The 25,735-nt window shown below is 57.6% G+C and carries 26 protein-coding genes and 1 pseudogene; 4 read left to right on the plus strand and 23 right to left on the minus strand.

Annotated features, from left to right (window positions below):
• Positions 1 to 25 precede the first annotated feature (25 nt).
• From AC3ISI_RS02080 to AC3ISI_RS02095, 4 genes are all read right to left on the minus strand, one after another.
• Positions 26 to 1,381 carry an IS4 family transposase gene (locus AC3ISI_RS02080; RefSeq protein ID WP_489335253.1) on the minus strand — a complete coding sequence of 452 codons (1,356 nt, stop codon included), beginning with the start codon at positions 1,379 to 1,381 and terminating at the stop codon, positions 26 to 28.
• Positions 1,382 to 1,477: 96 nt separating this feature from the next.
• Positions 1,478 to 2,122, minus strand: coding sequence for a retron system putative HNH endonuclease (locus AC3ISI_RS02085; RefSeq protein ID WP_489335254.1), 645 nt, complete (start codon positions 2,120 to 2,122; stop codon positions 1,478 to 1,480).
• Positions 2,119 to 3,276: an AAA family ATPase gene (locus AC3ISI_RS02090; RefSeq protein ID WP_489335256.1), complete on the minus strand. Its 1,158-nt coding sequence runs from the start codon at positions 3,274 to 3,276 to the stop codon at positions 2,119 to 2,121. The genes AC3ISI_RS02085 and AC3ISI_RS02090 overlap by 4 nt, the downstream gene beginning before the upstream one ends.
• A 192-nt stretch (positions 3,277 to 3,468) precedes the next feature.
• A complete protein-coding gene (locus AC3ISI_RS02095; RefSeq protein ID WP_489335257.1) occupies positions 3,469 to 4,746 on the minus strand; it encodes an MFS transporter in 1,278 nt (425 codons plus the stop codon).
• Positions 4,747 to 4,864: 118 nt separating this feature from the next.
• Here AC3ISI_RS02095 and AC3ISI_RS02100 point away from each other — a divergent pair, with 118 nt between their 5' ends.
• Positions 4,865 to 5,770 carry a LysR family transcriptional regulator gene (locus tag AC3ISI_RS02100; RefSeq protein ID WP_489335258.1) on the plus strand — a complete coding sequence of 302 codons (906 nt, stop codon included), beginning with the start codon at positions 4,865 to 4,867 and terminating at the stop codon, positions 5,768 to 5,770.
• A gap of 143 nt (positions 5,771 to 5,913) precedes the next feature.
• On the plus strand, positions 5,914 to 6,201 hold the full coding sequence (locus AC3ISI_RS02105; RefSeq protein ID WP_007943750.1) for an addiction module antidote protein: 288 nt from the start codon (positions 5,914 to 5,916) through the stop codon (positions 6,199 to 6,201).
• Positions 6,202 to 6,565: 364 nt separating this feature from the next.
• On the opposite strand, the gene AC3ISI_RS02110 is transcribed toward AC3ISI_RS02105, so the two are convergent.
• Both AC3ISI_RS02110 and AC3ISI_RS02115 read right to left on the minus strand, forming a co-directional pair.
• Complete coding sequence (locus AC3ISI_RS02110) at positions 6,566 to 6,853, minus strand: hypothetical protein (protein WP_489335259.1); 288 nt, start codon at positions 6,851 to 6,853, stop codon at positions 6,566 to 6,568.
• Between the two features lie 37 nt (positions 6,854 to 6,890).
• Complete coding sequence (locus AC3ISI_RS02115) at positions 6,891 to 7,265, minus strand: DUF6124 family protein (protein ID WP_489335260.1); 375 nt, start codon at positions 7,263 to 7,265, stop codon at positions 6,891 to 6,893.
• A 461-nt stretch (positions 7,266 to 7,726) separates the two neighbouring features.
• Here AC3ISI_RS02115 and AC3ISI_RS02120 point away from each other — a divergent pair.
• Both AC3ISI_RS02120 and AC3ISI_RS02125 read left to right on the plus strand, forming a co-directional pair.
• Positions 7,727 to 8,306, plus strand: a pseudogene (locus AC3ISI_RS02120) (helix-turn-helix transcriptional regulator).
• Entirely contained in the window at positions 8,303 to 9,181 is an 879-nt protein-coding gene (locus tag AC3ISI_RS02125; protein WP_489335261.1) for a queuosine precursor transporter, read from the plus strand. Before AC3ISI_RS02120 ends, AC3ISI_RS02125 begins: the two are co-directional and overlap by 4 nt.
• A 44-nt stretch (positions 9,182 to 9,225) precedes the next feature.
• On the opposite strand, the gene queC is transcribed toward AC3ISI_RS02125, so the two are convergent.
• The 17 genes from queC to AC3ISI_RS02210 all read right to left on the minus strand — a co-directional run bounded on the left by queC (position 9,226) and on the right by AC3ISI_RS02210 (position 25,729).
• Positions 9,226 to 9,924 (minus strand): 7-cyano-7-deazaguanine synthase QueC, encoded by a 699-nt coding sequence (gene queC / locus AC3ISI_RS02130; RefSeq protein WP_489335262.1) that lies wholly within the window; start codon positions 9,922 to 9,924, stop codon positions 9,226 to 9,228.
• Between the two features lie 126 nt (positions 9,925 to 10,050).
• Positions 10,051 to 11,277: a beta-ketoacyl-ACP synthase gene (locus AC3ISI_RS02135; RefSeq protein WP_489335263.1), complete on the minus strand. Its 1,227-nt coding sequence runs from the start codon at positions 11,275 to 11,277 to the stop codon at positions 10,051 to 10,053.
• Positions 11,277 to 12,005, minus strand: coding sequence for a 3-oxoacyl-ACP reductase FabG (gene fabG, locus AC3ISI_RS02140; protein WP_489335264.1), 729 nt, complete (start codon positions 12,003 to 12,005; stop codon positions 11,277 to 11,279). Before fabG ends, AC3ISI_RS02135 begins: the two co-directional genes overlap by 1 nt.
• Positions 12,002 to 12,463 (minus strand): hotdog family protein, encoded by a 462-nt coding sequence (locus AC3ISI_RS02145; RefSeq protein WP_489335265.1) that lies wholly within the window; start codon positions 12,461 to 12,463, stop codon positions 12,002 to 12,004. Before AC3ISI_RS02145 ends, fabG begins: the two co-directional genes overlap by 4 nt.
• The gene (locus tag AC3ISI_RS02150; RefSeq protein WP_489335266.1) at positions 12,460 to 13,656 is read right to left on the minus strand and encodes a beta-ketoacyl-[acyl-carrier-protein] synthase family protein; all 1,197 of its coding nucleotides are present in this window, start codon (positions 13,654 to 13,656) and stop codon (positions 12,460 to 12,462) included. The genes AC3ISI_RS02145 and AC3ISI_RS02150 overlap by 4 nt, the downstream gene beginning before the upstream one ends.
• On the minus strand, positions 13,653 to 14,135 hold the full coding sequence (locus tag AC3ISI_RS02155; protein ID WP_489335267.1) for a hypothetical protein: 483 nt from the start codon (positions 14,133 to 14,135) through the stop codon (positions 13,653 to 13,655). The genes AC3ISI_RS02150 and AC3ISI_RS02155 overlap by 4 nt, the downstream gene beginning before the upstream one ends.
• Positions 14,136 to 14,184: 49 nt before the next feature.
• Positions 14,185 to 15,432: an NAD(P)/FAD-dependent oxidoreductase gene (locus AC3ISI_RS02160; RefSeq protein ID WP_489335268.1), complete on the minus strand. Its 1,248-nt coding sequence runs from the start codon at positions 15,430 to 15,432 to the stop codon at positions 14,185 to 14,187.
• Positions 15,419 to 16,576, minus strand: a complete 1,158-nt coding sequence (locus tag AC3ISI_RS02165) for a sodium:proton antiporter (RefSeq protein ID WP_489337612.1) — start codon at positions 16,574 to 16,576, stop codon at positions 15,419 to 15,421. Before AC3ISI_RS02165 ends, AC3ISI_RS02160 begins: the two co-directional genes overlap by 14 nt.
• The gene (locus tag AC3ISI_RS02170) at positions 16,576 to 18,918 is read right to left on the minus strand and encodes an MMPL family transporter (protein ID WP_489335269.1); all 2,343 of its coding nucleotides are present in this window, start codon (positions 18,916 to 18,918) and stop codon (positions 16,576 to 16,578) included. Before AC3ISI_RS02170 ends, AC3ISI_RS02165 begins: the two co-directional genes overlap by 1 nt.
• A complete protein-coding gene (locus tag AC3ISI_RS02175; RefSeq protein WP_489335270.1) occupies positions 18,902 to 19,504 on the minus strand; it encodes an outer membrane lipoprotein carrier protein LolA in 603 nt (200 codons plus the stop codon). The genes AC3ISI_RS02170 and AC3ISI_RS02175 overlap by 17 nt, the downstream gene beginning before the upstream one ends.
• On the minus strand, positions 19,501 to 19,926 hold the full coding sequence (locus AC3ISI_RS02180; RefSeq protein WP_489335271.1) for an acyl-CoA thioesterase: 426 nt from the start codon (positions 19,924 to 19,926) through the stop codon (positions 19,501 to 19,503). The genes AC3ISI_RS02175 and AC3ISI_RS02180 overlap by 4 nt, the downstream gene beginning before the upstream one ends.
• Positions 19,919 to 21,463 (minus strand): HAL/PAL/TAL family ammonia-lyase, encoded by a 1,545-nt coding sequence (locus AC3ISI_RS02185; protein ID WP_489335272.1) that lies wholly within the window; start codon positions 21,461 to 21,463, stop codon positions 19,919 to 19,921. The genes AC3ISI_RS02180 and AC3ISI_RS02185 overlap by 8 nt, the downstream gene beginning before the upstream one ends.
• Complete coding sequence (locus tag AC3ISI_RS02190) at positions 21,444 to 22,391, minus strand: lysophospholipid acyltransferase family protein (RefSeq protein WP_489335274.1); 948 nt, start codon at positions 22,389 to 22,391, stop codon at positions 21,444 to 21,446. Before AC3ISI_RS02190 ends, AC3ISI_RS02185 begins: the two co-directional genes overlap by 20 nt.
• A complete protein-coding gene (locus AC3ISI_RS02195) occupies positions 22,388 to 23,122 on the minus strand; it encodes a glycosyltransferase family 2 protein (RefSeq protein WP_489335275.1) in 735 nt (244 codons plus the stop codon). Before AC3ISI_RS02195 ends, AC3ISI_RS02190 begins: the two co-directional genes overlap by 4 nt.
• A 131-nt stretch (positions 23,123 to 23,253) precedes the next feature.
• A complete protein-coding gene (locus AC3ISI_RS02200; protein ID WP_489335276.1) occupies positions 23,254 to 24,936 on the minus strand; it encodes an ApeI family dehydratase in 1,683 nt (560 codons plus the stop codon).
• A complete protein-coding gene (locus AC3ISI_RS02205) occupies positions 24,933 to 25,478 on the minus strand; it encodes a COG4648 family protein (protein ID WP_489335277.1) in 546 nt (181 codons plus the stop codon). Before AC3ISI_RS02205 ends, AC3ISI_RS02200 begins: the two co-directional genes overlap by 4 nt.
• Positions 25,475 to 25,729 carry an acyl carrier protein gene (locus tag AC3ISI_RS02210; RefSeq protein ID WP_007947135.1) on the minus strand — a complete coding sequence of 85 codons (255 nt, stop codon included), beginning with the start codon at positions 25,727 to 25,729 and terminating at the stop codon, positions 25,475 to 25,477. The genes AC3ISI_RS02205 and AC3ISI_RS02210 overlap by 4 nt, the downstream gene beginning before the upstream one ends.
• Between the last annotated feature and the right edge of the window lie 6 nt (positions 25,730 to 25,735).

Genomic DNA, 25,735 nt, shown 5'->3' on the forward strand with positions numbered 1-25,735 from the left:
CGCCCGGCTAATGCCGCAATGCTGTTCACTTAAGCGGTGCAGCATTGCGATTCACCGGATACCGGGTTTTTGACATCTTCACCGCCCTGGGCCTCGCTGGCCTGGGGCGTTTTGTTATGAAGAGCACGCCGATACTGCCGCGAAGCTCTTCCAGGCGTCTCGGCGTGTGCGAAGGCGACACTGCTCCTGCCATGACCACCAGGTGGCTGGCGATGTGTTGGCAGGCAAACTTGAAACTCACCTCACTGGGCGCCCGCTTATGCGCAACGGCAGCCTGACTGGCTTCTCGGCGGACCACGTTATAAGCCAGTAGCAGTCCCCATAATTCTTGGTACACCAGATCAACTGTCTTGCTTCGAAGGGTCAAGGCATTGTCTTGCATTGAGCTTTTGATATCCCTGAAGCCCAGCTCGATTTCCCATCGCTCGTGATAAAGGGTGGCGACTTGTTCGGCACTGAATTGTGAGACGGGCAGTGAGGTGAAGACGGTCTTTTCCTTCCCTTCGACTTCATAGGTGACGGCCCGCACTTGCCAGTGCTCGGGCAATAGTGGATTCTTTTTCCTTGCCTGCGGCGAGACCTTCATCTGTACCAGGCAGTCTCCATCGCCGTAGCACGCAAGCTCCGCGCGGACTGTACCTTTACGTTCCGGGATCATCCAATGCCGATTTTCCGCCGTGTTTTGGATACTCAACAACAAGTCGGCACTGAAAAACCCTTTGTCCAGCAGCGTCACCGAATGGTTGGGAATGGCGTCGACAAAATCCTTGGCCAGTGGGATTTCTCCCTTGCGATAAGGGCTAATGGCCGCATTGGCGATGATATGAGAGTGGGCATTCATCAACGCAACAAGGCGTAGCACTGGATAAGGCGTCTGGCGATCGGAAGAAGTATTGCCTGAGCCGAAATGGGCTCTGAGCTGCTCGGTTTCCTGAGTTCGAAACAACGCACCATCGACGGCAAAGACCTGAAGCCCGTGCCAGTCATCTTGCGGATAACGTTCGTACCCCCAGACCTTGGCGCACTGCTGAAAAAGCCAGGCTACAGGTTGATCGCCCAGACGCTGCCGAGCTTGGGAGAGTCCGCTCTTGGCCAGAAGGACCTCGTTGGCCAAACCGTCCGCACAGATATTCAGTCGACGGGCGACTTCGACAATCGGCTCTCCCCTAAAGAACGCCATGCCGACTACCAACCACAGCACCATGTCCGAAGGCAGGCGCCGGCGGCGGATGGTGGCCTTGTCGGCAAGCATGGCTGCAGCCTCGATCCATTCACGAGGAATATGATCAGTGAGCACCTCAAGCCGAGACAGCGGCTGCTCGGCGAAATCCAGAACAGCGTTCAAATCCTGTGCGACGGGCATAAAAAATCCGGAATCCATGTCAGATTCCGGATTTTCCTGCTGTACAAGGATTAGTCAACAATCCTTAAGTGAACAGCATTGCGGCTAATGCCGGACGTTTTTTTTGGATTGTTTTCAGCGACCGAGAAGTTGCTCGGCGTAGCGGGCGATGATGTGGTCGAAAGGTTTTTGGTCGCGGATGTCGGTAGAGCGAATTACCGCAACGAGGTGGATCAGGTCTTCTTTATGGGCCTGTGTGATGAATTCGTCATCGAACAAGAGTCGGATGGTGCTCTGGCGACGATTGTTGAGGTAGGCGATGTCTAGCGACAACACTTCAATCATCTTCGATGCTGGCAGGTCTTTAGAGTCTGTTGGTTGGATTTCGCCCGTGCTCAGGTATCGGAAGCGCAGTTCACATTGCTCGTCCATTGGAGAGATATGCTGCCCTTCGTCAAACCAGTTGCCCTTGCGGTGGCCGCAATGCAATGGGTTACCTGGCTTGGTTTCACGCAGACAAGAGGCATGGAGGTTTTGATACTCCAATGCCAGTTCTTTGAAATGCTCTTGAGGTCTGAAGTGCTCGATATGACTGCTGTCAGCATCGATTTCCCTACCGCAGTAGCAGCAGAAAAATCCTTGCTCAATCAACAAACTGTTGTGAAGGTCCCGTTTTTGCGGGTTTTGCAGCGTCAGATAAGTGGGCGTCCACTCATCATTTGCCGAGCTTTTCCATTCTGTAAACGAAGCGGGTTCAGTTCCTTTGAGCACTCGCTTCATTTGCCGAGGATCTCCTTGCGCCGGATCAACGCTTCGGCACCGGCAAACTCTGGAAGGTCTGGGGCTTTTTTCTTCAGTGCTTCAAGTTGCGACTTTGCTTTTTTGAGGTCGTTGTCTTCAAGTGTTGAAAATAGCTTCGAGAGCTCTTTTTCAATCTCGGGTTCACGTTGTGTAGCTCCCATGACTTCCTCAAGCACGCTGCTGGAATCCAAGCCGTAGGTGACCCGTGGGTGGGAAGCATCGCCGTTACTAAGCACAATGACTTCTTCGGGTTTCAGGCTCCCGATTATTTGTGGCGAGTGACTGGCAGCGATGAACTGAACTTTGGGGAATGCCTGTTTAAGTGCCCGGACAATGCTGCGTTGCCAAGCTGGATGTAAATGGATGTCCAGCTCGTCGATAATGACCACGCCCGACGTGTTTTTCAGTACGTCTCTTCCCATGTGTGGGTTGAGAATACACATGCGGCGGGCGATGTCCGCAATTAGAGCAATCAAGCCGCGCTGACCATCACTCAGTTCATTAAACGGGATAAGGTTGCTGCCTCCTAGGCTCACCAAAATACTTCGCAACGGCAGGTCGTAGTAGATTCCCGTCGAGTCGGGTAGTGCGTATTTCAGCGCAGCATTAATCCAGGTTAATTCATCGTCAAATATGGACATGTTGGACGTCGAACGATGAACTGACTGCAGTTGCTCCAATGTCTTGCCGATGATCCAGCTTTCAAAGTCTTGAATGTCAGTAGCAGCGTCGTACCAATTTTTGTATCCATCAAGCCTTGAGATTTTCTGGGTGGCGGAGAACTCCGCAGAAACATTTGTAGTCGACCATCTACGATTGCCCCGGTAGAACGCTAGCAAAGGCAAATCAAAATCCTTGCTTTGACTCAATCTATCGACGTTTTTTCTAACTGCGGCAACTAGGCCGGAGTCTTGGTAAACCATTTCGTCTGCACGTAACTTAGATGTTGACCAAGACCTCTCTCCGAACACATCGCCATTCGCCTCTAGTACAACAGGGTATTGGCGTTCGAATCGAATCCGGCCATCGAAGTTGTCGATGACAAATCGAGTATCCTTTTCGCTCAGCAACGCGCTATAAACAGGCATAGCGGCGGCAACGTCCTGAAAGATGGCTGCAACCGCCTGCAGCAACGAAGTCTTCCCACTCCCGTTAACCCCCACCACCAGATTGAAACCCGGCTAGAAATCGAAAGTGGCATCCTCGTAGCAACGAAAATTCTGAATGTGGAGACGGTCCAGGCGCATTCTGGCTTCCCTTTACCAAGACTGGCGAATGTCGTCAGTGTACCTTGGCTCGCGATTACCGCTAGGGCGCAGTTCTGGCTAAACCTGTGCGGTGCCCGGCAACGGCGGCAACTTCGCCAGTTTCAACGCCACCAGCAACGCAATCACCAGCAACGCACCAATGAATACTCCAATTCCGTTCCACCCGCCCAAGTGCCAGAACACCCCGCCCGCCGTCCCCGCAATACTCGACCCGGCGTAATAGCTGAACAGATACAGCGAAGACGCCTGCCCCTTGGCCTTGATCGCCCGACGGCCAATCCAGCTGCTCGCCACGGAGTGCGCGGCAAAGAAGCCAAAGGTAAAGACCAACATACCGATGATCACCACCGGCAGCGGCGTGAACAGGGTCAGGGCAAGGCCGGCGAGCATCAGCACGATCGTCGCCCAGAGCACTTTGCGGCGACCCAGCTTGTCAGCCAGCGAACCGATTTTCGCCGAGCTGTAGATCCCCGACAGATACACCACCGACAGCAATCCGACGAAGGCTTGCCCCATGTGATACGGCTCGGCCAGCAGTCGGTAGCCGATGTAGTTGAACAGCGTGACGAACGCGCCCATCAGCACAAAGGCTTCAAGAAACAACAACGGTAAACCGGCATCGCGAAAGTGCATGGTGAAGCCGTCAAGCAAGCTGCGCGGGTGCAGCGAGCGGGCGCGAAAATTACGGGACTCGGGAAGGATTTTCCAGAACACCGCCGCCGCGATCAGGGCCAGGCCACCAATCACCAGCATTGCCGTGTGCCAGCTGACGAAGTCGATCAGCACGCCGGTGATCAAGCGTCCGCACATCCCGCCAATCGCGTTACCGCCGATGTACAAGCCCATGGCCAGGCCGATGTGCTGCGGGTGGATCTCTTCGCTCAGGTAAGTCATGGCCACCGCCGCCAGGCCGCTCAACGACAAACCGATCAATGCGCGCATCGCCAGCACGCCGTGCCAGCTCGGCATCATCGCGCTGGCCATGGTGCACAGTGCGGCAGCGAACAAGGCGGCGACCATGACGGGTTTGCGTCCGACACGGTCGGAGATCGGGCCGGTGATCAGCAGGCCGATGGCGAGCATGCCGGTCGCGACCGACAGGATCAGGCTGCTCTGCGCCGCGTTGATCGAGTACTCGTGGGACAACAGCGGCATCATCGGCTGCACACAATAGAGCAACGCGAAGGTTGCGAAGCCGCCGGAGAACAGCGCCAGCACCGTGCGCATGAACATCGGCGTGCCTTTTTCGATGTAAATCTCTTTCAGCTCGGCGACGACATCGTCCGCCGCTGCGGGCGGCACTTCATGAGCAAGAGGGGCGACAGCAGTTTTCACGATAGACCTCGGAGGGCGCAGCCGGTCAGGCAATGAAAAAAGCATATAGCTGCCTAATGATTCAATCCAATATATTGTTCGACCTGTTTGAGAGCTTTCACGACCTAATGGGGTTTTCATGGAATTGCGTCATCTGCGCTACTTCATCGCTGTCGCTGAAGAACTGCACTTCGGCCGCGCCGCTCAGGTGCTGGGCATCTCACAACCGCCGCTGAGCCAGCAGATTCAAGCACTGGAACAGGAAGTCGGCGCGCGATTGTTCGAGCGAACCAATCGTCGGGTCGAACTCAGCGAAGCCGGTCGGTTGTTTCTACAAGAGGCGCGGTTGGCGCTGGCGCAGGTCGACAAAGCCGCCGATGTGGCGCGACGTGCGCAGCTGGGCGAACTCGGTGAACTGAAGATTGGCTTTACGTCCTCGGCTCCGTTCAACTCGACCATTCCCCAGGCGATTTTTTCGTTCCGCCAGCGCTTCCCGGCGGTGCACCTAAACCTGCGGGAAATGAGCAGCACTCAGGTCGCCGATGCATTGGTCGACGAGTCGATCGAGGTCGGCATCATGCGACCGTTGGGGTTGCCGGACTCGCTCAGCGTCGTGGAACTGATGCGCGAGCCACTGGTGGCGGTTCTCAGCTCCAAGGACCCCTTGGTCAACGGCAGCGAAGACGGACTGTTCCTGTCGGCACTGGCACTCGAGCCATTCGTATTTTTCCCACGCAGCTACGGCAGTGGTCTCTACGCACAATTGCTCAGCCTGGCCCGTGATGCCGGTTTCAGTCCGCACTTTGCTCAGGAAGCGGGTGAGGCGATGACGATTATTGGTTTGGTCGCAGCGGGATTGGGCGTGTCGGTGCTGCCAGCGTCGTACCAGCGGATGCGCATTGATGGCGTTGTCTATCGACCGTTACTGGATCCCGCGGCGGTGTCAGCGGTGTGGCTGGTGCAGCGCAAGGATCAGAAGTCGCCGATGGCGAAGGCGTTTGTTGAATTGTTGACGCGCAAGGTTGAACCATTGAGGCGTGCTTGAGTATCGACTGATTAGAATTTTTGGGTGATTAGGTGTAGCTCAAGAGCTGCACTCGCCGCATGATTCGCAGCTGACAAAAGCAGCCAAACACGTGACATCAAACAGGCCAGGCTAATTGCAAGATCCTGGGAGGAGCAAAACCCATGACCGAACAATTCACGCGCTGGGACTCTGCCGAGTACCTCAAGACCGAAGAGGACATGGCCAATTACCTTGACGCTTGTATGGAAGAAGCGGGAGATGACCCAGCGTTTATTGCCAAAGCACTCGGAACCATTGCGCGGGCTCGCGGCATGACCCAAGTCGCACGGGATGCAGGACTCTCTCGGGAAAGCCTTTACCGCGCACTGTCAGGGGAAGGGAATCCAGAGTTCGGCACGATCCTTAAAGTCGTGAAAGCTTTGGGATTGAAGTTGCACGCCAGTACCTGAATTGAATGTTTTGAGCGATACTCCCCCCGTTCCCGAAAGGGGCTTGTGAGACTCTGAGGATCCTGGGTACCCAGCCATCGCAGAGCCAGACAGGTACAGGGCGATGACAAGCCGACCTGTTTGTGAAGGGGCGCCGAAAGGCGCCCTTTGTCGTTTTAGCGTTAGCTGGCTCAGTCACTCCCCCCGATCCCCAATCAAGACGCGCAATAGCCTGCAAGCTGTCGACAATCAGACCGGTCGTGCTGGCGTTGCTGAAAGCAAGTTGATCCAAGCTCAGTAAGCGTTTGAACGGCCTCTGCGCCAAGCGCGGGGGCCGTTGCCACACTTGTTGGAAACGCGACTGTCCACTCCGCTGACGCCGTTACTACGCGGCAGGTGCTTGTCTCGATTTGCTTTGCTGCGCCGAAACCTGCCCCTGCAATCGCCGCCCGACGACATCCAGCAAATCACAACCATCGCGCAATGACGTCACCAACACCCGCGCGAGCTCACTATGAATGCCCTCGCCAGACGCGAAACTTTCAAGCAGCTGGGTCGCAGTGCGGATGCGGTAAGCCGCTGTTTCGTGCAGCACGTCCAGCGGTGCTTCGGTGTCGATCACCAACGAAGCGATGGTGCAATCGATGCCGGTGATAGGCATGTATCTATCCATGACAAAAAACCTCCATTGTGTAAGAGCACGCGACTACTTATTGGTGACTGTTGGATGGCGCCATAGACAACCCACTGGGAGGGTCAAGAATGTCCAGGGCCCGGTTGACCATCAGCTCGGCCAGCACGACCAGTTGCTGAATGGCCAATGCCTCGTTGCGGAGCGAGCCTTCGAGCTCGCAGGCGAGGTCGGTGGTCATCACATTCAGTGAGGCGAGGGTTTCAGTGGCATGACAGAGCAAGGACTCCGTATCGACGTTCGGGTTGATGCTGAACACATGGCTGACAGGGTCGGGGCGGTTTGGATTGCGCAGGCGCGCGCTGACGGTGCGCTCGGTGGTTTCGGAGAGTTTGGATAGGTCGCCGGATGAAAGTTCTGCTGATTCCGGGGAGGTAGGTTTATTTTTTTTCATGATGATGCTCCCTGCAAGATTTAAGAAAGTGCCAATTCAACAACTTGAAATGGAAGTGGTTTGTCACTGTACTCAAGTTTTTTGGTTGGTAAAGCATTTCGTTATAAATTTCAAGTAGTTAATCAAACTATTAAACATTTGCTTAATTAAATGATTCTTATCGGGTAGCCCCGTACCTTTTCGGAAAAGACATTGCTGAAAACTTGCGATTTTGGTCGACTGGTATGCGCTGGTTATACGCATTTGCGCTTCCCTATTTCTGTCAGAAATTTCTTTTGGCGTGTCGATAGTTTCGCAGGGCTGTAACTGTGAAACATTATCTAACGAATGTTTGTCTTGTTTACGGTGTTGTAATTTATGCAGCGGCTAGGATGTAGAGAGCTGATCTCGAGTAAATCATGACTACGGGTGTTTGGCGCTGATGTGGCTCTTTGGGAACGTAAACATATGGTGGCTGTTAAATGTATAAGAAAGAAAAAACAGAAAATCTGAAAAATAATATTAAATACTTAATAAAAAGCCGAGGCGAGACGCAGCTTTCATTGTGTAATTCCAGTGGTTTGACCAGAACGACGATATATAACATCTTGGAAGGGAGGGTAGTGAACGTACAGCAATCCACCATTCGAAAAATATCTGATTTTTTTGGGGTCTCATATAAAGAAATAGAGAGTGTCGATTTCGAAGAGAGAGAAATGATAGAGAGCAGTGCTTCTTTATTAGGAAATATGAATCCCGCTGCGGTTCCAATAATTAAAGAAAGTTTATTGGTTAGGAGTCTTGATAAAAGGATTGGTGAACTGGCCACTACTCATCCTCTATGGTGAGGCCTGTAATTTAATAGGTGTGCTTTTGGAAAGTGATATTAGCGGGGCAAATGAGGCGGGCGACTTGTTGATAGTTAAAAAAGGTCTGGCGAATAATGGTGGAGAAATACTCGCGTACGACGAGGTCACAAAGACACTATTTATAACTAATGAATCGTCTTGTGACTCTGAAGGTGTTTGCGTTGTCGGAGAAATAGTGGAGGAAAGATTTTGAAGTCCGACAATGCTGAGTCAGAAAACAGAAAATACAAACTATTAGGATTTGAGAGTAGCAAGAACATTGCTGTCATTATGGTCACGTCTACAGGAACAGGAAAGGTTATTAAAATTAAGATAGACGAATTGTTGAGAAGTGAAATCATCGACGATTTAAATCGGGGTGAAATAAAAAGCATATACAAAAAATTCTACTCGCGGGGAGGTGTTTTGACTGCTTATGATATAGCTGACAGACATGAGAAATCATGGATGATTTATGTTGCTTTAAATCTATTGCTGTTTACGTTATATATGTTCACAAATATTGCTGCGACCAAACTTGTATACATAGATTGGCTTGACATAGTCGTCACTCCAGGAGTATTTCTCTATCCCTTGACATTTTTGATAGTTGATATGTTAAACGAGTTTTATGGGCTTGGACTTGCGAGAAAAGCCATATTATTTACTTTTGTAACTAATATTATTGTTGTTTTTTTGCTTGGCGCTACAAGCTATCTTCCCAGTTTGTCTGGATGGAGTCTTAATGTGGCATATGGCGAGGTCATGAGTCATGTATTGTCCGTGCTGGTGGCCTCCTCGATATCCTTCGTTTTTTCAGAATACGTGAACTCGTATTTGTTGAGTAAGATAAAGCAGCTTACAAACTCTAGGTTTTTATTTTTGCGGGTTTTTTTAAGCACGTTTTTTGCCGTGATAATAGACAGTTTTATTTTTTGTTTTATTGCATTTTACGGATCGATGAGTAATGCCGAAATACTTAATATCGTTTATGTTCAAATTGCCATAAAAATGTGCTTCGCTGTTTTTAATATTTTGCCTGCCTATGGAGCAAGGTCCCTATTTAAACGATATGTCGTTAGCGCCTAAGACGTACAAAAAGGGGAAGTGATATGGCTTCCCCTAAATTTTCACTATTTAAGTTTTTGTTTGTTTTCCAGACTCTTCATAACCGCCGACTTATTCTGCAGAAACTCATTCAGCCCTTTCGCGCGAAGATTGCACGCATCGCAATTCGCGCATCCAGTACCCATTATTCCGTTGTAGCAAGTCAGTGTCTGGTGCTGAACAAACTCCAACTGTCCATGCTGCTCGGCAAGCGCCCATGTTTCTGCCTTGTTCAACCACATGAGCGGCGTTTCAATGCGCAGTTTGTAGTCCATGCCCAGTTCAATTGCTTTATGCAAAGCCCTGACAAATTCGTCACGGCAATCCGGGTAGCCAGAGAAATCCGTCTCGCAAACACCTGTGATGACAGCCTCGGCGCGAACTTGATAGGCATAAATAGAGGCCAAGGTTAAAAACAGAATATTTCTACCGGGCACAAAGGTGCTTGGCAGGCTTTCTCCAGAGCTATTCACACTGGGTACTGGAATGTTATCGCGCGTCAAACTACTGATTGCCAGTTCATTCAACAACGTAGTGTCCAGCACCTTGTGCACGGTCACGCCAAGCTCTTTCGAAAGCTGCTGCGCCACCTCAATTTCCGCGCGGTGGCGCTGGCCATAGTCGAACGTAATGCAGTGGATTTCATCGTAAAGCGGCAACGCATGAATCAAGCAGGTGGTGGAGTCCTGTCCACCGCTGAAAACGATAACGGCCTTTTTAGTCATGGTTCGTTCGTCCTTGTGATGCCCCGACATATCACGGGGCATTGAACCTAGCGCAAAGCCTCAATTCTGGTTGTCGGACGTTTCCGAAATGGAGTACTCCACCTTCCGTTTGTGTCTGTTCGGTCCTTATGACCAACGCCGAAAAATCAGCGAAGTATTCACACCGCCGAAGGCGAAGTTGTTGTTCATCACATACTGGTTACTCATCTGCCGAAACTCGCCGCGCAGGTAATCCAGCTTGCCGCAATGCGGATCGACCTCATCCAGGTTGAGGGTGTGTGCATACAAATCGCGGTTCATCATTTCGATGCTGAACCAGGATTCCAGCGCGCCGCAGGCACCCAAGGTATGACCGAGGAAGCTTTTCTGCGAACTGATCGGCATGTGTTCGCCGAACAATGCGCTGGTCGCCAGTGTTTCGGCGATGTCGCCTTGTTCTGTCGCAGTGCCGTGGCCGTTCACGTAGCCAATGTCTGAAGGCTGAAGCCCGGCGTCTTCCAGGGCCAGTTCCATGGCGCGGCGCATGGTCAGTTGCTCGGGGCGCGTGGTGTGCTGGCCGTCGGCGTTGCTGCCGAAGCCGACGAGTTCGGCGTGAATTCGCGCGCCGCGAGCCAGAGCGTGTTCCAGCTCTTCAAGCACCAGCATGCCGCCGCCTTCGCCGATCACCAGACCGTCGCGGCCCTTGTCATAAGGTCGAGGGGTGGATTGCGGGGCGTCGTTTTTCAGGCTGGTGGCGTACAGCGCGTCGAAGACCATGGCTTCGGTCGGGCACAGCTCTTCGGCACCGCCGGCGAGCATCAGCGGCAGACGGCCGAACTTGATCGATTCGTAGGCGTAACCGATGCCCTGGCTGCCGCTGGTGCAGGCGCTGGACGTCGGGATCAATCGACCGGTGAGGCCGAAGAAAATGCTGATGTTCGCGGCTGTGGTGTGCGGCATCATCCGTACATAGGAGTTGGCGTTCAGGCCTTCGGCCACCGAGTTGAGCAGCATGTTGCCAAACGCTTTGATCTCGTCGGTGCTGCCGGTGGATGAGCCGCAAGCGACCCCCATGCGTCCGTCCTTGATCGACTCGTCGCCCAGCAGTCCAGCATCGGCCAGCGCTTGCTCGGCAGCGCCCACAGCCAGCCGCGACACCCGGCCCATGCTACGCAGTTGCTTGCGGGTCCAGTGGCTCGGGACCTTGAAGTCATCGATGGGGCCGGCCAGGCGCGTGTTGAGTTCGGTGAAACGATCCCACTCGTCCATGCGGCGAATACCGCTGCGATTGGCGGCGAAATTGCCGGCGATGGTTTCCCAGTCGCTGCCCAACGAGGTAATGCCGGCCATGCCGGTGACAACAACGCGCTTCATCAGCACAGGCCTCCATTGACGGCCAGAACCTGCCGGGTGATGTACGACGCTTCCGCCGACATCAGGAAATTCACCGCGCCGGCCACCTCTTCCGGGGTGCCCATGCGTTGTGCGGGGATCATTTTCATCAGTTCTTCCACGGGCACGTTTTCATCGAGCATGGCGGTATCGATCAGGCCGGGTGCGACACAATTGACGGTGATTTTGCGCTTGCCCAATTCAATCGCCAGCGCCTTGGCCGCGCCGATCAGGCCGGCCTTGGAGGCGCTGTAGTTGACCTGGCCGCGGTTGCCGATCAAGCCGGAAACCGAGGTGATGCAGACAACTCGCCCGGCGGCGCGACGACGGATCATCGGCATCATCACCGGGTGCAGCACGTTATAGAAACCGTCGAGGTTGGTGCGCATCACCACATCCCAATCATCCTCGCTCAGCGCAGGAAAAGCACCGTCGCGGGTCAGGCCTGCATTAAGCACCACGCCGTAATAGGCCCCGTGGGCTTCGACATCGGCTTCAAGAATGGCTTTGCAGGTGGCGCGGTCGCAGACGTCGAATTGCAGGACGCGTGCATGGCGGCCCAAGGCTTCGATTTCACCTTTCACGGCGATGGCGTCCGCCAGACCGCTGCGGCAATGCACCACGATGTCATGCCCGGCCTGGGCCAGACGCAAGGCGATGGCGCGGCCGATGCCACGGCTGGAACCGGTGACCAGTACGGATTCAGTCATGACTGGACTCCTTGGGGTTCATGAAGATATTGCGCGGCCTGAGGCGGACGATACACGTTCAGGCGGGCGCTGGCGTGGATGCCGGGGGCGTTGATATGGCATTCGAATACGCCCATGCCATTGTCGTCTTCCAGCGAACGAATGCCGTGGATAGTCAGTTCGGTGCCGGCCGGGAACTGCTCGACGTTGCATTCGAATTTACGGCTGCCGAGCAGAAAACCCAACTCCACGGCATCACCGCGCTGGCGCGCACGGCAACCGGCAAAGGCGGCAACGCTCTGGGCCATCAGTTCGATGCCGACCCAGGCCGGCAGGCTGCCATCGAAATTGTTGAACAGACCGCCGGGTCTGACGGTCAGGCGAGTGTGAATCTGCTCTTCATCGAATGCCAGGATCTGCTCGATAAGGATCATGTCGCCAGCGTGCGGCAGCAACTCGGCGAGCGGCCAGTCAATCATGGTGCGTCTCCGATAATCAGGCTGACGTTGTTGCCACCGAAGGCGAAGGAATTGCTCATCAGGTAGCGTGGTGCAATGGACGTCAGGCGATCGGCCGGGGTCACCCAATGCAAGGCGGGCAGCAACGGGTCGGGCTGGGCGTCCCAGATATGGGGTGGCAGGGCGTGCTCACGGTTGTCCGGGCTCAGGCTCAGCCAGCAGAACGCAGCTTCCAGGGCACCGGCAGCGCCGAGGGTGTGACCGGTCATCGGCTTGGTCGACGAGCAGGGCACGCCTTGCGGGAACAGCGCCGCCACGGCGAAGCTTTCCATGGCGTCGTTGTGCTGGGTCGCGGTTCCGTGCAGATTCAGGTAATGGATCTGCTGCGGTTGCAGGTTGGCCCGGTTCAGGGCTTTGTTCATGGCTTGCAAGGCACCCCGGCCGGTCGGTTCCGGCGCAGAGATATGGTGTGCATCGGAACTGGCGCCACTGCCGAGCAGGGCGATGGCCTGGCCATCTCCGGCGTTTTTGGTCATTAGAAACAACACGGCCGCCTCACCGATGTTGATGCCGTCGCGGTTGACCGAGAACGGATTGCAGCGCTGCCCGGACACCGCTTCCAGCGCCGAGAAACCGTTCAAGGTCAGTTTGCACAAGCTGTCGACGCCGCCGCACAACACCGCGTCGCACAGGCCCAGATCCAGCAGCCGTTGGGCACTCATCAACGCCCGTGCGCTGGAGGTGCAGGCGGTGGAAATCACATAGGCCGGGCCACTCAATTGCAGCCAATCGGCCAGGAAGTTGGCCGGCGCGCCGAGTTCCTGTTGCTGATAGTCGTACTCGGCAGGGAATTCCTGCTCGCGGATGTAATGGGCCAACCCACGGCTGGCTTCATCGATGCCCGAGGTGCTGGTGCCCAGAATCACGCCGATACGATCACGGCCATAAGTCTGGATCGCCTGGTCAATCTCTTTGCGAATTTGCAGCGCGGCTTCCATCAACAACTGGTTGTTGCGGGTGTTTTGCTTTTTCAGTTCAACCGGGACCGGCGCCAGTTCGCCGCTCACCGCCGCCACTGGCAACGCACGCTCCGGCACCCAGCCGGTTTCGGTACGCAGACCTGAGCAATCGCCGGCAAACAGATGGGCGGCGACTTCGCGTTTGCCACGTCCCAACGCGCAGATCACACCGAGGGCGTTCAGATAAGCCGTCATGGCGCCTCCCCGCTCAGTGGCGTGACTTGATACCGGGGCCCCTTTGGCAGGTTCAATTCAAAGCTCATGGGTTGTGAATAACTGACCTCCCAGCGCTTTGGAAAGGAGCGTTGCTTGCCGTGCTGCCAAGCGGTGGGATAGTTGTCCGACAGTTCATCTTTGGGGGTCAGGGCAAACAGCAACGCGGCGAACAGCTCCCGGGCTTCCGGGTTGGGCGGCAACAGACCGTCGGCCTGCCACTTGCCGTCGATCAAAATCTGACGCGCCTGTGGAATGCCCAGCAAGTCCATCATCGACCAGCGAAGGCCGGCGTCTTCATGCTGGATCACCAATACCCAGTCCTGACGTTGGTCGGCCTCCAGGCGCTGGATGTGCATTTGCAGGGGCAGCGTCAGGTTTGGCAGGTGCTCGGGCAGCGGTGCCCGGCCGGCGCAAGCGCTCAGCAACAGCAGGCACCCCAGGAGCATAAAACGGGTCATCAGGCATTACCTTCAAGGGTGTTGCGCCGCAAACAGGCGGTTCTGTCATTCATGTGACATCTCTTGCGCAGAGTTCTGACAACACCCGCAGCCGACGCTTGGGTTCACTGACGAACGGGTTACGCTCGTCCCAGGCATAACCGGCGAGAATCGCGCTGATCATTCGGCGGATGTCCGGTGAGCTGCCTGGATGGTAGATCACATCCTGGAAGGTCCCGGCGTACCAGCCTTCGACGTAGCAGCGGAAGGTATCGACGCCACGCTTGAGCGGTTCGGCGAACTCGGTTTGCCAGTCGACGCTTTCCCCTTGCAGTTGGCGATGCAACACGCCGGCGGCCATGCTCGCCGAACGCATGGCGATGGTCACGCCAGAGGAGAACACCGGGTCGAGGAATTCCGCAGCGTTGCCGAGCAGCGCAAAGCCAGGACCGTGAAGGGTCTTCACGTTGGCAGAGTAGCCACCGATGGTTCGTGCAGGGGTGTCCCATACAGCGTTTTTAACTACGCCAGCCAGGCTTGGGGTTTCAGCGATGAAACCGCGCAGGCATTCGTCCAGATTATCCATGCGGCCTTCGAAATGCTCGGCGGCAGCGACCACCCCCACCGAGCAACGACCGTTGCTGAACGGGATCGTCCAGAACCAGATGTCGCGATGGATGGGGTGGGTGGTAATGAGGATTTTTTCCCGCTCGAAGGTCGGGCTGTCGATGTGATCTTCGATGTGGGTAAACACGGCTTGGCGCACCGGAAAATTCGATGGCGCTTCAAGGTCCAGCAGGCGCGGCAGCACGCGACCGTAGCCGCTGGCATCCAACACGAAATCTGCTTCGACGCGGTACTGGCTGCCGTCTTCGCGCAGCACGTCGAGTTGTGGTTTCGGCAAGTTGAAATTTACGCTGACGATGGCTTCGCCGTAACGCACTTCCACGCCTTGCAGCGCGGCCTGATCGGCCAGCAGCTTGTCGAAATCGGCGCGCTGCACCTGAAACGTGGTCGGTTTTCCATGGCTGAAGGTGTCGCCGAAATCAAAGGCGCTGTACTGATCACCCCAGGCGAATGCGGCGCCGTTTTTTAACTGGAATCCAGCCGCGTTCACCGCATCGAGCATGCCGGCTTCTTCGACAAAATCCAGGCAATGCGACAACAGGCTTTCGCCGATGGAAAACCGCGGGAAGTGCTGGCGCTCAATCATCAGCACATCGTGACCGTTGCGTTTGAGCAGCGCGGCAGCGATGGCCCCCGAGGGGCCTGCGCCGATGACGACGACTTGTCGACGTTGCATTTCAACTGTTGGCACGTGGGCTCCTTGCCGGGGCGGCGATGTTCAATGGGGGAGTGTGCATACCGGCCAGGGCCGGCAGTAATGTCGCAATCAGGCCCATCACCATCAGCGCAAAGTACAGCGCGGGGCTGATGAGCTGTAGTTGCAGCAACAGATTCAGAAAAACGATCTCACTCAAACCACGAATATTCAGCAGCAGGCTTTCCCGCCAGCGGCTGGCGCCTTCAAAGGAGGCACCCGCCCAACCCAGACCCAGCCAGTTGCCCAGCAGTTTGCTGGCAATCGGCAACAGCAGCAGGGCGGCCAGTTGTAGCCAGCTCAGGCTGGTGATGGCGGCGTGTACGTTGATCTGCACAATGCCGAACGTGAGGATCAGCGGAATGGCGATCCAGGTTTGCAATCGGCTCATCCAGAGCGCCGGTATTGGCCACACCAGTGGTACTTTCAATGCCGCCATGCATAGCAGATAACCGATGCCGAAAATCAGCGCATTGAGTTTGAAGTGCTCGGCGATCACCAGCAGTGCGAAGAAACAACCGCTGTGCAGCAACGCCTGACGCAAACCGAGCAGACGCAGCAGCACCGGCAGACAAGCACCGGCCAATGGCAGCAGCAGGCTGCTCAGGTGCAGGCTGCCCTGAGCGAGCCCGAACAGCGTCCAGCACGCCAGGTCAATGAGGATCGCGGTCTGCACCAGACGCCGGGTGGCGTCGGGCGGGTAGTCGATGTGCCGCAGGTACAAATACAACACCGGGATAGCGGTGATGGCGAATACCAGACCCACCGCCAATGAGCTGATCCACGGTTGGGCGGGCAGCAACCAGACCGCCGTCGCCAGCCCGCCCGCGAACGGAATGCAAAAACTCGGCAGGGCGATTTTCAGGCTCTGGCGATCCAGCCGCAGGTCGATCACGTCGCTGAGAATGTGCCCCAGCAGTAAGGCAAAGCTCAGGCTGTAGAGATTTTTCAGCCATGCGGGCGAGATCAGTTCAGCGCCGTTGAGTTGCCAGCTGGGTTCGATCCAGAAGTACATCAGCAGCGGCAGGCCGAAAGTGGCCAACAGCAACTGGCTGACGATGGGGATCAGACCGAAATGACGACCGACACGAGTGGCCACGGCGAACAACGCGAGGACCATCAGCCAAAACAGGGCGATCATCATGCTGCCGGCTCCGCGACCGGAACGCTGTGGACATGTCGTCCCGCCCACGGCGCCAGGATGAAACTGAAGGCCAGGCCCAAGCTCACTGACAGGCCAAAATTGCTCACGGCCGGCGTGCTTGATACGGCGAGCAAACCAAACGACAGCCAGGTGGTCAGCGCCGCGAGCAAGGTGCCGAGCAGGCTCACGGCCGCGCCGCCCACCTGTTCGCGCATGAGGATCGCGTAATCGACGCTGATCGCCGTCACCAACAGCAAGCCAAACAGGCTGAACAGCGTCAGCGGTTGCCCCAGCCAGCCGAGACTGGCCAGGCTGCACAGCGCGGCGAGCAATGGCAGGGCGACGATGCGCAGGGCGCCACCGAGACCGAATGGCAGCATCAGCACCAGTACGATTAGCGCGCAGGAGGCGAGCTTGAGCTCTGCGGCGCTGATCTGTGTCGCCGCGAAAACGCTGTTCAATTCACCGAGACGGTCGATCAGTTTGACGCCTGGCAAGTCCAACGCTTGAACGCGTAACAGGGTAGGGTCGTTCAGGCCTTGCAGGCTGACCATCGCCGCCACGCCACCGTCATCGGTCGGCCCCAGCCACAGTGGGCGATAGGGCTCAGCCAGCGGACCGAGCAGCGCGGCGTCGATGTCTTTGGCGGGCAACGCCTGCAATTTCGTCAGTTCTGCGTGCAGCGCTTCTGCCGGTACGCCGACGTCGAGCAAGGGCTGCCAGAACTGCGGCAGCTTGCTCAACGCTTCACGCACTTGTTGCTGTTCGCCAGGCGGGCTGACCAACTGATTCAGCGACAGGTAGCCCTGAAGTTTTTCCAGGCCAACCAACTGATCCAGGCGCTCGTTCAACGCGGTCTGACGCTCCAGCAATTGCTGCTGATTCGCGCCGCGCACCAGGAAAAACTGGCTGGTCGGTTGAAAGCCGGTGATGCGCGCAATGGTCCGGGCTTCGTCCGTCAGTTGCTGCGGTGTGCCGATCCACTGGCGAATATCGTTTTTGCTTTGGAGTTGCAGCAGGCCGCCCACGCAGAATGCAATCAGCAGTGCCAGCAGCACCGGCGTACTGAAATGTTTGAGCAGTGCCTCACGCAGGCTCACCAACGATTCACAAACGCGCAGCGGCCATTGCGCCGGACGTATGTCCAAGCCCTTGAGCAGTGCCGGCAGCAGGCAGACGGCGGACAGATAAGCACCGAGCAAACCGGCGGCGGAGAACACGGCGATTTGGGTCAGGGCCGGGAACGGTGTCCACGCCAGCGCGAGGTAACCGATGCAACTGGTGATCAGGCTCAACGTCAGGCCAGGCAGCGTCAGCCGTAGCGCTGGCCAGCTGTGCCAGGGTTTCAGGCTCCAGCTTTTCGACAGGTAATGCAGCGGATAATCAACGGCCACGCCGATCAGGCTGGAACCGAGCACGAGCGTCATCACATGCATATGGCCGAACAGCGCCACGCAGGCCACGGCGCCAAATAGCATGCCCACCAGTACCGGAACGAACGCGAGTAACACCCGCCAGCGCCGAAACGCCATTAACAGCAGGGCCAGAATGCCGAGCGTGGCGCCGCCACCGACCCATGTCATCTCACGGGTTGCTTGTTGCTGACCACTCGCGGCGTAGAGCAATCCGCTGGCAGCCAGCAGTTGCACGTCAGACTGAGCCGCTTGATCGCGGCTGTTTTCAAGCAGGCCGGCCACTTGCAACGGCAGGCTCATGTCAAAGGCATTACCGGTGGTTTTTGCCCGCAGCAACACCCAGTGCTTGCCGTCGGCATCGGCGATCAACGCGCCGCTGCCGATGTCCAGTTGTACGGTGCCACGCTGTGGCTGGCTATTCTGGATGCGCCCGGTCAGGCCCAGCCAGTCATCCTGGCTTGGTACCAGGCTGAACCCGGTGAACGGGTCGAACAGTGCCTGTACCCGCTGCTGGATGAAGGCGTCGGGATGTTCAATCAGTTGCTGGCGATCCGTCTCAGACAGCATCGCCAATCGACCTTGCAGCAGTTGTGTGCGCAACGCGGGCAAGTCGGCTTGCAGGGTCCACTGGACCTTTTCAAACAAACCGCTGGCCTGCCATTGTTCGCCGAGTATCTGCGCCATGGCGATGGCCTGCTCACGATCCTTATGGCCGACCAGCATCAGCAATTCACGGTTTAGTGGTTCTTGCATGCGTTGTTCGGCACGCAGTTCCAGCGCGTCAGGCGCCGTGCCCGGCACCAGTTCCATCAAGTTCGCCGACAGCGGTGCGCCGTCACGCCATTGCCAACCGGCGAGCGCGAGTACCGCCAGCAGCAGGATCAGGAACAGCCATGGCAGCCTGCGTTCACTCGGCAAAGTCATGTTGCTCCGCAGTGCTCAACGGTTGGGCGCGGGTGCTGTTCTGCATGCGCAAGAGGGTGCTGTCGCCTTGGGTTTCCAGCAGCTCGATGGTGCTCACCAATTCGCCACCGGTGATGTTGATCTGCTTGAACACCTGCTTGAGCAAGAGCGAATGCGGAATCAGCGTCAGCTTCCAGTTCTGCGCATCGCCGCTCAATGAAAGCTCGAAGTCACGCTGCAAGCCGCTGCTGTCGCCTTGCAGAACGGCGAGGAACAAGCGGTTCTGCTCGGCGCCTGCGCTCTTGCTCGGCAGCATCTGCCAACCACTGGTGTCACGTCGAGCGATGCCTTTGGCGGTGATTCGGTAATCCTGTTGCAAGGGAGTTCTGAGTAGCCACAGCAGACCATGATTTTTCGCGAGGACGAACGTGCCCTTGCTGGTCAGCGGCTGGGGCAGGGCGCGCAGGTGTTTTTCCTGGATGAAGTTGCCATGGATCACTTCCGGTTTGGCCAGTTGATCGCTCAGTTGTTGCAGATCGAAAGCGTTGGCGAGCGATGACAAACCGAGCAGTACCAGAGCGCCGAGGCATTTGAAGATCGGGTTCATGCGAGCATCCTTTCTACAGCGTCGGTAAAGACCTTCGGTGAGGCCAGTTGCATTTCGCGGCTGGCCATGTCGACCGCGACCTGCACGGAGCTGGCGCGAGTCAGGCGTTCACCGCTTTCAAGGTCACTGATCAGGTAGTTGATCTTCAACCGGTTCTCCCACTCCACCAGATTGGCGCGCACGTTCAGTTTCTGGCCGAACACCGCGCCGCGCACGTACCGCAGTTGCAAGTCGATCACCGGCCAGGCGTAACCCGATTCGGACATCGCCGCGTAGTTGTGGCCGATTTTGTCCAGCAGCGCACAGCGGGCTACTTCCAAATACTTGACGTAATGGCCGTGCCAGACCACGTGCATGGTGTCGACGTCAAAGAAGGGCACCTGGATTTCCGTATCGGTGTGAAGCACTCCCTTGCTACGCATGCAGCCTCCAGTGTTGCTCGGCAATTCGTTTCAGGCACAGGCGCAATTCGCCTTCCAGGGCGCGATCTTCGATGACTGGCGGGAAATCTTTGGCCAATTCTTCGTGCATGGCGGCCAAAGCCGGCGGCAAAGGGCGAGCGTCTTCGGCCTTGATGCGCAACCATACGCCCTGATTGGCGGCGAGCAGGGTCGCGGCGGCGACCTGTTCGGTCAGCTCCAGCACACGAATCGCGTCGCGAGCAGCAATGGTGCCCATGCTCACTTTGTCCTGGTTGTGGCACTCGGTAGAGCGCGAGAAAACGCTGGCCGGCATGGTGTTTTTCAGTGCTTCGGCGGTCCAGGCGCTGGTGCCGATTTGCACGGCTTTGAAGCCATGGTTGAGCATCGCCCGGTCAGTGCTAGCGCCGGACAGATTGCTCGGCAAGCCATGGTTGTAGCGCTCGTCCACCAGCAATGCGAGTTGACGGTCCAGCAGGTCGGCCACGTTGGCCACCAGGTTTTTCAGGCTGTCCATGGCGAACGCGATGTGGCCGCCATAGAAGTGCCCACCGTGCAGCACTCGCTCGGCTTCGGCGTCGATGATCGGATTGTCGTTGGCGCTGTTGAGTTCAATTTCGATGAACGAGCGCAGCCAATTGAGGCTGTCCGCCAACACACCGAGGACGTGGGGCGCGCAACGCAGGGAGTAGCGATCCTGCAGGCGGTGCAGTGGCGCGGTCGGCGCGTCGATCGCCAGATCTTTGCGCAGCCACGCGGCGACTTGCATCTGCCCCGGGTGCGGTTTGGCGGCGAACAGGCGTTCGTCGAAGTGTTCAGGATTGCCCTGCAACGCCACCACGTTCAGCGCGGTGATGCGCGTGGCCAGTTGCAGCAGATAATCAGCGCGGGCGAAGGCCAGGCAGGCAAGGCCAGTCATCACGGCGGTGCCGTTCATCAAGGCCAGCGCTTCTTTCGGGCGCAGCACCAACGGCTGCCAGCCCAGTTCACGGTGGACGTCGGCGGCTTGTCGGCGCTCGCCACGAAACATCACTTCGCGCTCGCCCGACAGGGTCGCGGCAACGTAGGACAACGGCGTCAGATCGCCGCTGGCGCCCACCGAGCCTTCTTCCGGGATCAGCGGCAGGATGTCGTGTTCGAGGAAGGCTTGCAGGCGTTCCAACAGTTCCACGCGCACCCCGGAAACGCCATGACACAACGACTGCAAGCGCGCGGCGAGTACCGCGCGAGTGGCCTGTTCATCGAGCAATTTGCCCAGGCCACAGCCATGGAAGGTGTACAGATGACGGGGCAAAGCCTCAACGTGATGCAGCGGCACCGCGACCACGCAGGAATCGCCATATCCGGTGGTCACGCCATAGATCACGCCTTCCTTGTCCAGCAGGGAGTCGAGGAATCGTGCGCCCTTGGCGATACGCTCGCGGTACGCGGGATCGCCCTGCAACTGCGTCGGCACCAGACGGTTGGCCAGAGCCAGCACGTCTTCGATGCGCAAAGGGAGTTCGCCGAAGGTTACCGGCTCATGCGTTGGCGTCGTCATCGGTCTTCCAGAAAGGGTAAAAGTTGAACCATTGTTGGGGCGCTTCGAGGCAATAGTGACCCAGTCGCTCGGCGTAGCGGGACGCCCACTGATGAATGACCTGTTCGCGGTCGCTGCGTTTCCAGACCACGGCCTCGGCAAACGGTTCGAGGGTCACGCGATATTCGCCCGACGGTTTCTTCAGACACATCAACAGATTGATCGGGCATTTCAACAAACCGGCCAGCAACCATGGCCCCTGAGGGAATGCAGCCGGATGGCCGAGAAAATCCACTGTCACGCTGCGTCCGCCGTGCAGCGGCACGCGGTCGCCGGCAATCGCCAGCCATTCGCCGCGTTCCAGACGCTCATGCAATTGAAGCATGATCACCGGGTCCAGGTCGCTGACCTGGATCAGCCGCAGGTTGGTCGCGCCGGCCTCGCCAAGCAAACGGTTGAACTGCTCGGCGTGTTTGGTGTGGACCAGCACGTTCATCGTGACTTTTTCACCGATTTCCGCCAACGCGCGGCAGACTTCGAGATTGCCCAAATGCGCGCCCACCAGCATTTGTCCGCGGCTGCCACGCAGTTGATTGCGCAGCAGCGCCGGGTCGATGATTTCGATCTGGTCGATGCTCAGCTTGCCGTTCCAAACGTCGAGTTTGTCGAGCATGGAGTCGGCGAACGCCATGAACTGACCAAACACGCGCCAATGGGTTGGACGCAATTCAGGGCGGGCGCTCCAGTCGGCGAGATGTTGCTGGTATTGCCAGGCGCTGTAGCGAGCGCTGCGCCCAAAGAGGAAGAAGTACAGGACGATGCCGTACAAAATCGGGCACAACAGCCGACGCCCCAACACTTTGGCGCCGAACGCGGTGAGCTTCATCAGCCAGAAACTGCCTCGTTCCTGGCGGTCAGCCCAGTGTTTCTTGTCTACGCCACTGCTCATGCTCGCCACCGTCGCCAGAGGATCACCGGTGCCCGCAGCAACATGCCGAAAAACAGCCGCGTATGCATGCTGGAAATCAGCACATTGTCGTGGAACAGGCGGAAATGCGAGACGCCGTCCAGCGGGTAATGAACCCGGGTCGGCAACCATTGCATCGGCAGGTTGCGCCAGGCCAGGCGCACGAGAATGTCCGAGTCGAAGTCCATGCGCTTGCCGATCTTCGCCGAGTCGATCAGCGCCAGGGTGGGCGGTAATGGATAGACGCGAAAGCCGCACATGGAGTCGCGAATCTGCAAGGACAGCGTGTTGATCCAGACCATCACGTGCGTCAGGTAGCGGGCGTACAAACGTCCTTTGGGCACGCTGGCGTCGTATTGCGGGTAACCACAGATCACCGCGTCCGGGTGGGTGCGTGATTGTTCGATAAAGAGCGGGACGCCCTGCAGGTCGTGCTGACCATCGGCGTCCACTTGCAACGCGTGGCTGAAACCCAGGCGTGAAGCTTCGCGCAGTCCGGTCATCACGGCGCCGCCCTTGCCCTGGTTAGTGGCGAGGCGGATCAAGTTGACCCTTTCGCGCCGGGACAGTTGGTCGAGTACTCTGGCGCAGGATGGATCGCTGGCATCGTCCACCAGAATGCACGGCAGGCCACTGGCAATGAGTGCGTCGACCACGGTGGTGATTGCGGTTTCGTGGTTGTAGACCGGGATGATGGCGCAGGGGTTATGCATAGTGGTCAACACCCGAGACATCGAGTTGATCCCATCGCGAGCAGGCTCGCTCCCACATTGTATGTGTGAGCGACGCACTCCTCCTGTGGGAGCGAGCCTGCTCCCGATTGAGTGCGCAGCACTCACCAAAGTCATACATCGCCCGCAGCCTCCAGCAAAATCCGCCCACTGGAACAGGTGGCGGTCTCATTGCGGTAGGCGAAATACAATTTGCTGCGTTCCGGGTCAAAGCGCAGATGCAGCTGGATTTCGTCGCCCGGGCGCACCAGTTGCTGAAACTTCAGCACTTCCATGCCGGCGAATTTCGCCGGCAGGTCCATCAGTTGCTGCCCGAGTCTCAGCGCCCACTCCACCTGCACCACGCCGGGCAGTACCGGCGTTTGCGGGAAGTGGCCGCTGAAATAAGCGAGGTCCGGCGGGACAGCCAGTTGCAGGCTCCATTCGCCCTCGACTTCTTCCTGTTCGAGCACTTCGGGTGACTTGACGCGGGGCGCCAGCAGCAAGGCCTCGACATCGGCCTGAGGCAGTTTGCCTTGAGCGTTCAGTGGCAATTGCCGCAGCAATCGCCAGCGCCGAGGCAGGGCGAGGGTTTCGCAATGCTGGCTCAGGTGCTGACGCAGTGCTTGCGTGAGCGTGCGTCGACCCTGATTGCGCAAGGCATGCAGACCCGATTCGCTCAGCACCAGCAGCGCACCTAGCGACGCGCGGTTTTCCTGGACCACGCCGAGGCGAGCTTCCGCGACCCAGTCATGGTCCATCAGCGCTTTTTCCAGCATGGGCAGCGAAATGCGTTTCTCTTCCAGTTTCACGATCCGGTCCAGTCGTCCCAACAATTGGAAACGGCCATTGGCCTCGATCCGTGCAGCGTCCGCGGTGTGTTCGAGGTGGCCGGCCGGCAAGTAGGGCGATTGGATCAGTAGCGCACCATCGCTGTCCTGGCTCAACTCGACGCCCGTAAACGGTTGCCAGAGATCGCTGCCCTGACGCCAGGCGATGCCGCCGGTTTCCGAACTGCCGAAGATTTCCGTCGGCCATTGTTGCAGGTGTTGGTGCAGGCGTTGCGCAGCCTCGGCGGGTAACGCGCCGCCGGAGGAAAACACCCGTCGTACGGCGCTCAAGGCTGGCCAGTCGAGGTTGTCACCCATGCGTTTGAGCAGCGCCGGGCTGGCGACCCAGGCGAACGCCGGGTGTTCACGACTGGCGCGCTGCAAGTCTTCGGGGAACGCCAGTTGCTTACGCACGAACGCCCGTCCGGCGCACAAGGGCCACAGTACCCGAAACAGCAGACCATAGATGTGTTGGGTGGCGACGCTGCCGATGACGCACGCCTCGCCCAGGTCCGCGCCCCAGAGCTGCTCCAGCGCCTGAGTTTCATTGGCCAACTGGCGCAGGGTTTTGTCGATACGCTTGGGTTCGCCGCTGGAGCCGGAGGTGCAAAGACTTAGCTGGCACGTGTCTAAATCCAGCGCGGCACCCGCGAGAGGCGGATAGCGGTAATCGCTCAGGTGCGCGTCATCCGCCAGATCGGTCAGCCACAGATCGATTTCGCAGGACCAGCGCTGGCGCGTCTGCGGTTGTAGATCGGCAGGCAGCAGCACGCTGACGCCGGCGCGCCAGGCACCGAGCAGGGCAATCGCCAGGTCGGCGGCGTCTTCAAGGTGCACGGCGATGCGCTGCACACCTTGGGCTTGCAGGCCGGCCGCGACGCACAGGGCCTGTTCGCACAGGTTTGCATGATTCAACGCCGGTTCGGCCGTTACGGCGCGCTCCGGCTGAGCCTTGAGCAACAACTGCTCAAGTGTTATCCAATTCATGAGTGGCCTCGTACCCGTTGTCGTATCAGCCATTCAATGGCAAACAGCAGGCCCATCAATCCGTAGGAAATCAGGCCGGTGTACAACATCCACCAGCTCAGCGGCGCCCAAAGGGTCAGGGCGGCGGCGAGCAAGCCGTTAAAGATGAAAAACACACACCAGACAATCGTCACCTGGCGCGTATAAATAATGGCCCTGGCCGGCAGGTGCGGTTCACGCAGGCGCGCCAGGCGTTCGACCATCGGCGGGCCGAATTTGAGGCTCAGGCCAAACAGCCCGAGCATGAACGCGCTGATCAGTACCGGGTACCAGCGCAGCAATAGCGGACTGTCGAACAGCGCCAGCAACAGGCAAAAAAATATCGCGATGATCGCCATCCACTGGCTGCCGGGACGGCGCTTGCCGAGCATTGCCCGAGCGAGCCACAGGCTGCCCAACAGCAGGCCGAACTGCCATGGAGCAAAATGCTCCATGCCGAAATACACCGCGAAGGGGTACAACAGGCCCGCGAGCAGCAGGCCAAGGCCGATCAGTCGGCTCATGCGGCGGGTTGAACCAGGCGATAGACCGCCTCGACCACGTCGCTGACAGTACGCACCGATTTGAATTCTTCGGCGGCGATTTTCTTGCCGGTCTGGCGCTTGATGTGATCGATGAGGTCGACGGCGTCGATACTGTCGATTTCCAGATCCTGATACAGGTTCGATTCGAGGCTCACGCGTGCCGGATCCAGCTCGAAAAGTTCGACCAAGGCATCGCGCAGGGTATTGAATATGTCGTCACGAGTTTGCATGGTCCG

This window comes from Pseudomonas sp. GL_139_B (assembly GCF_057834475.1).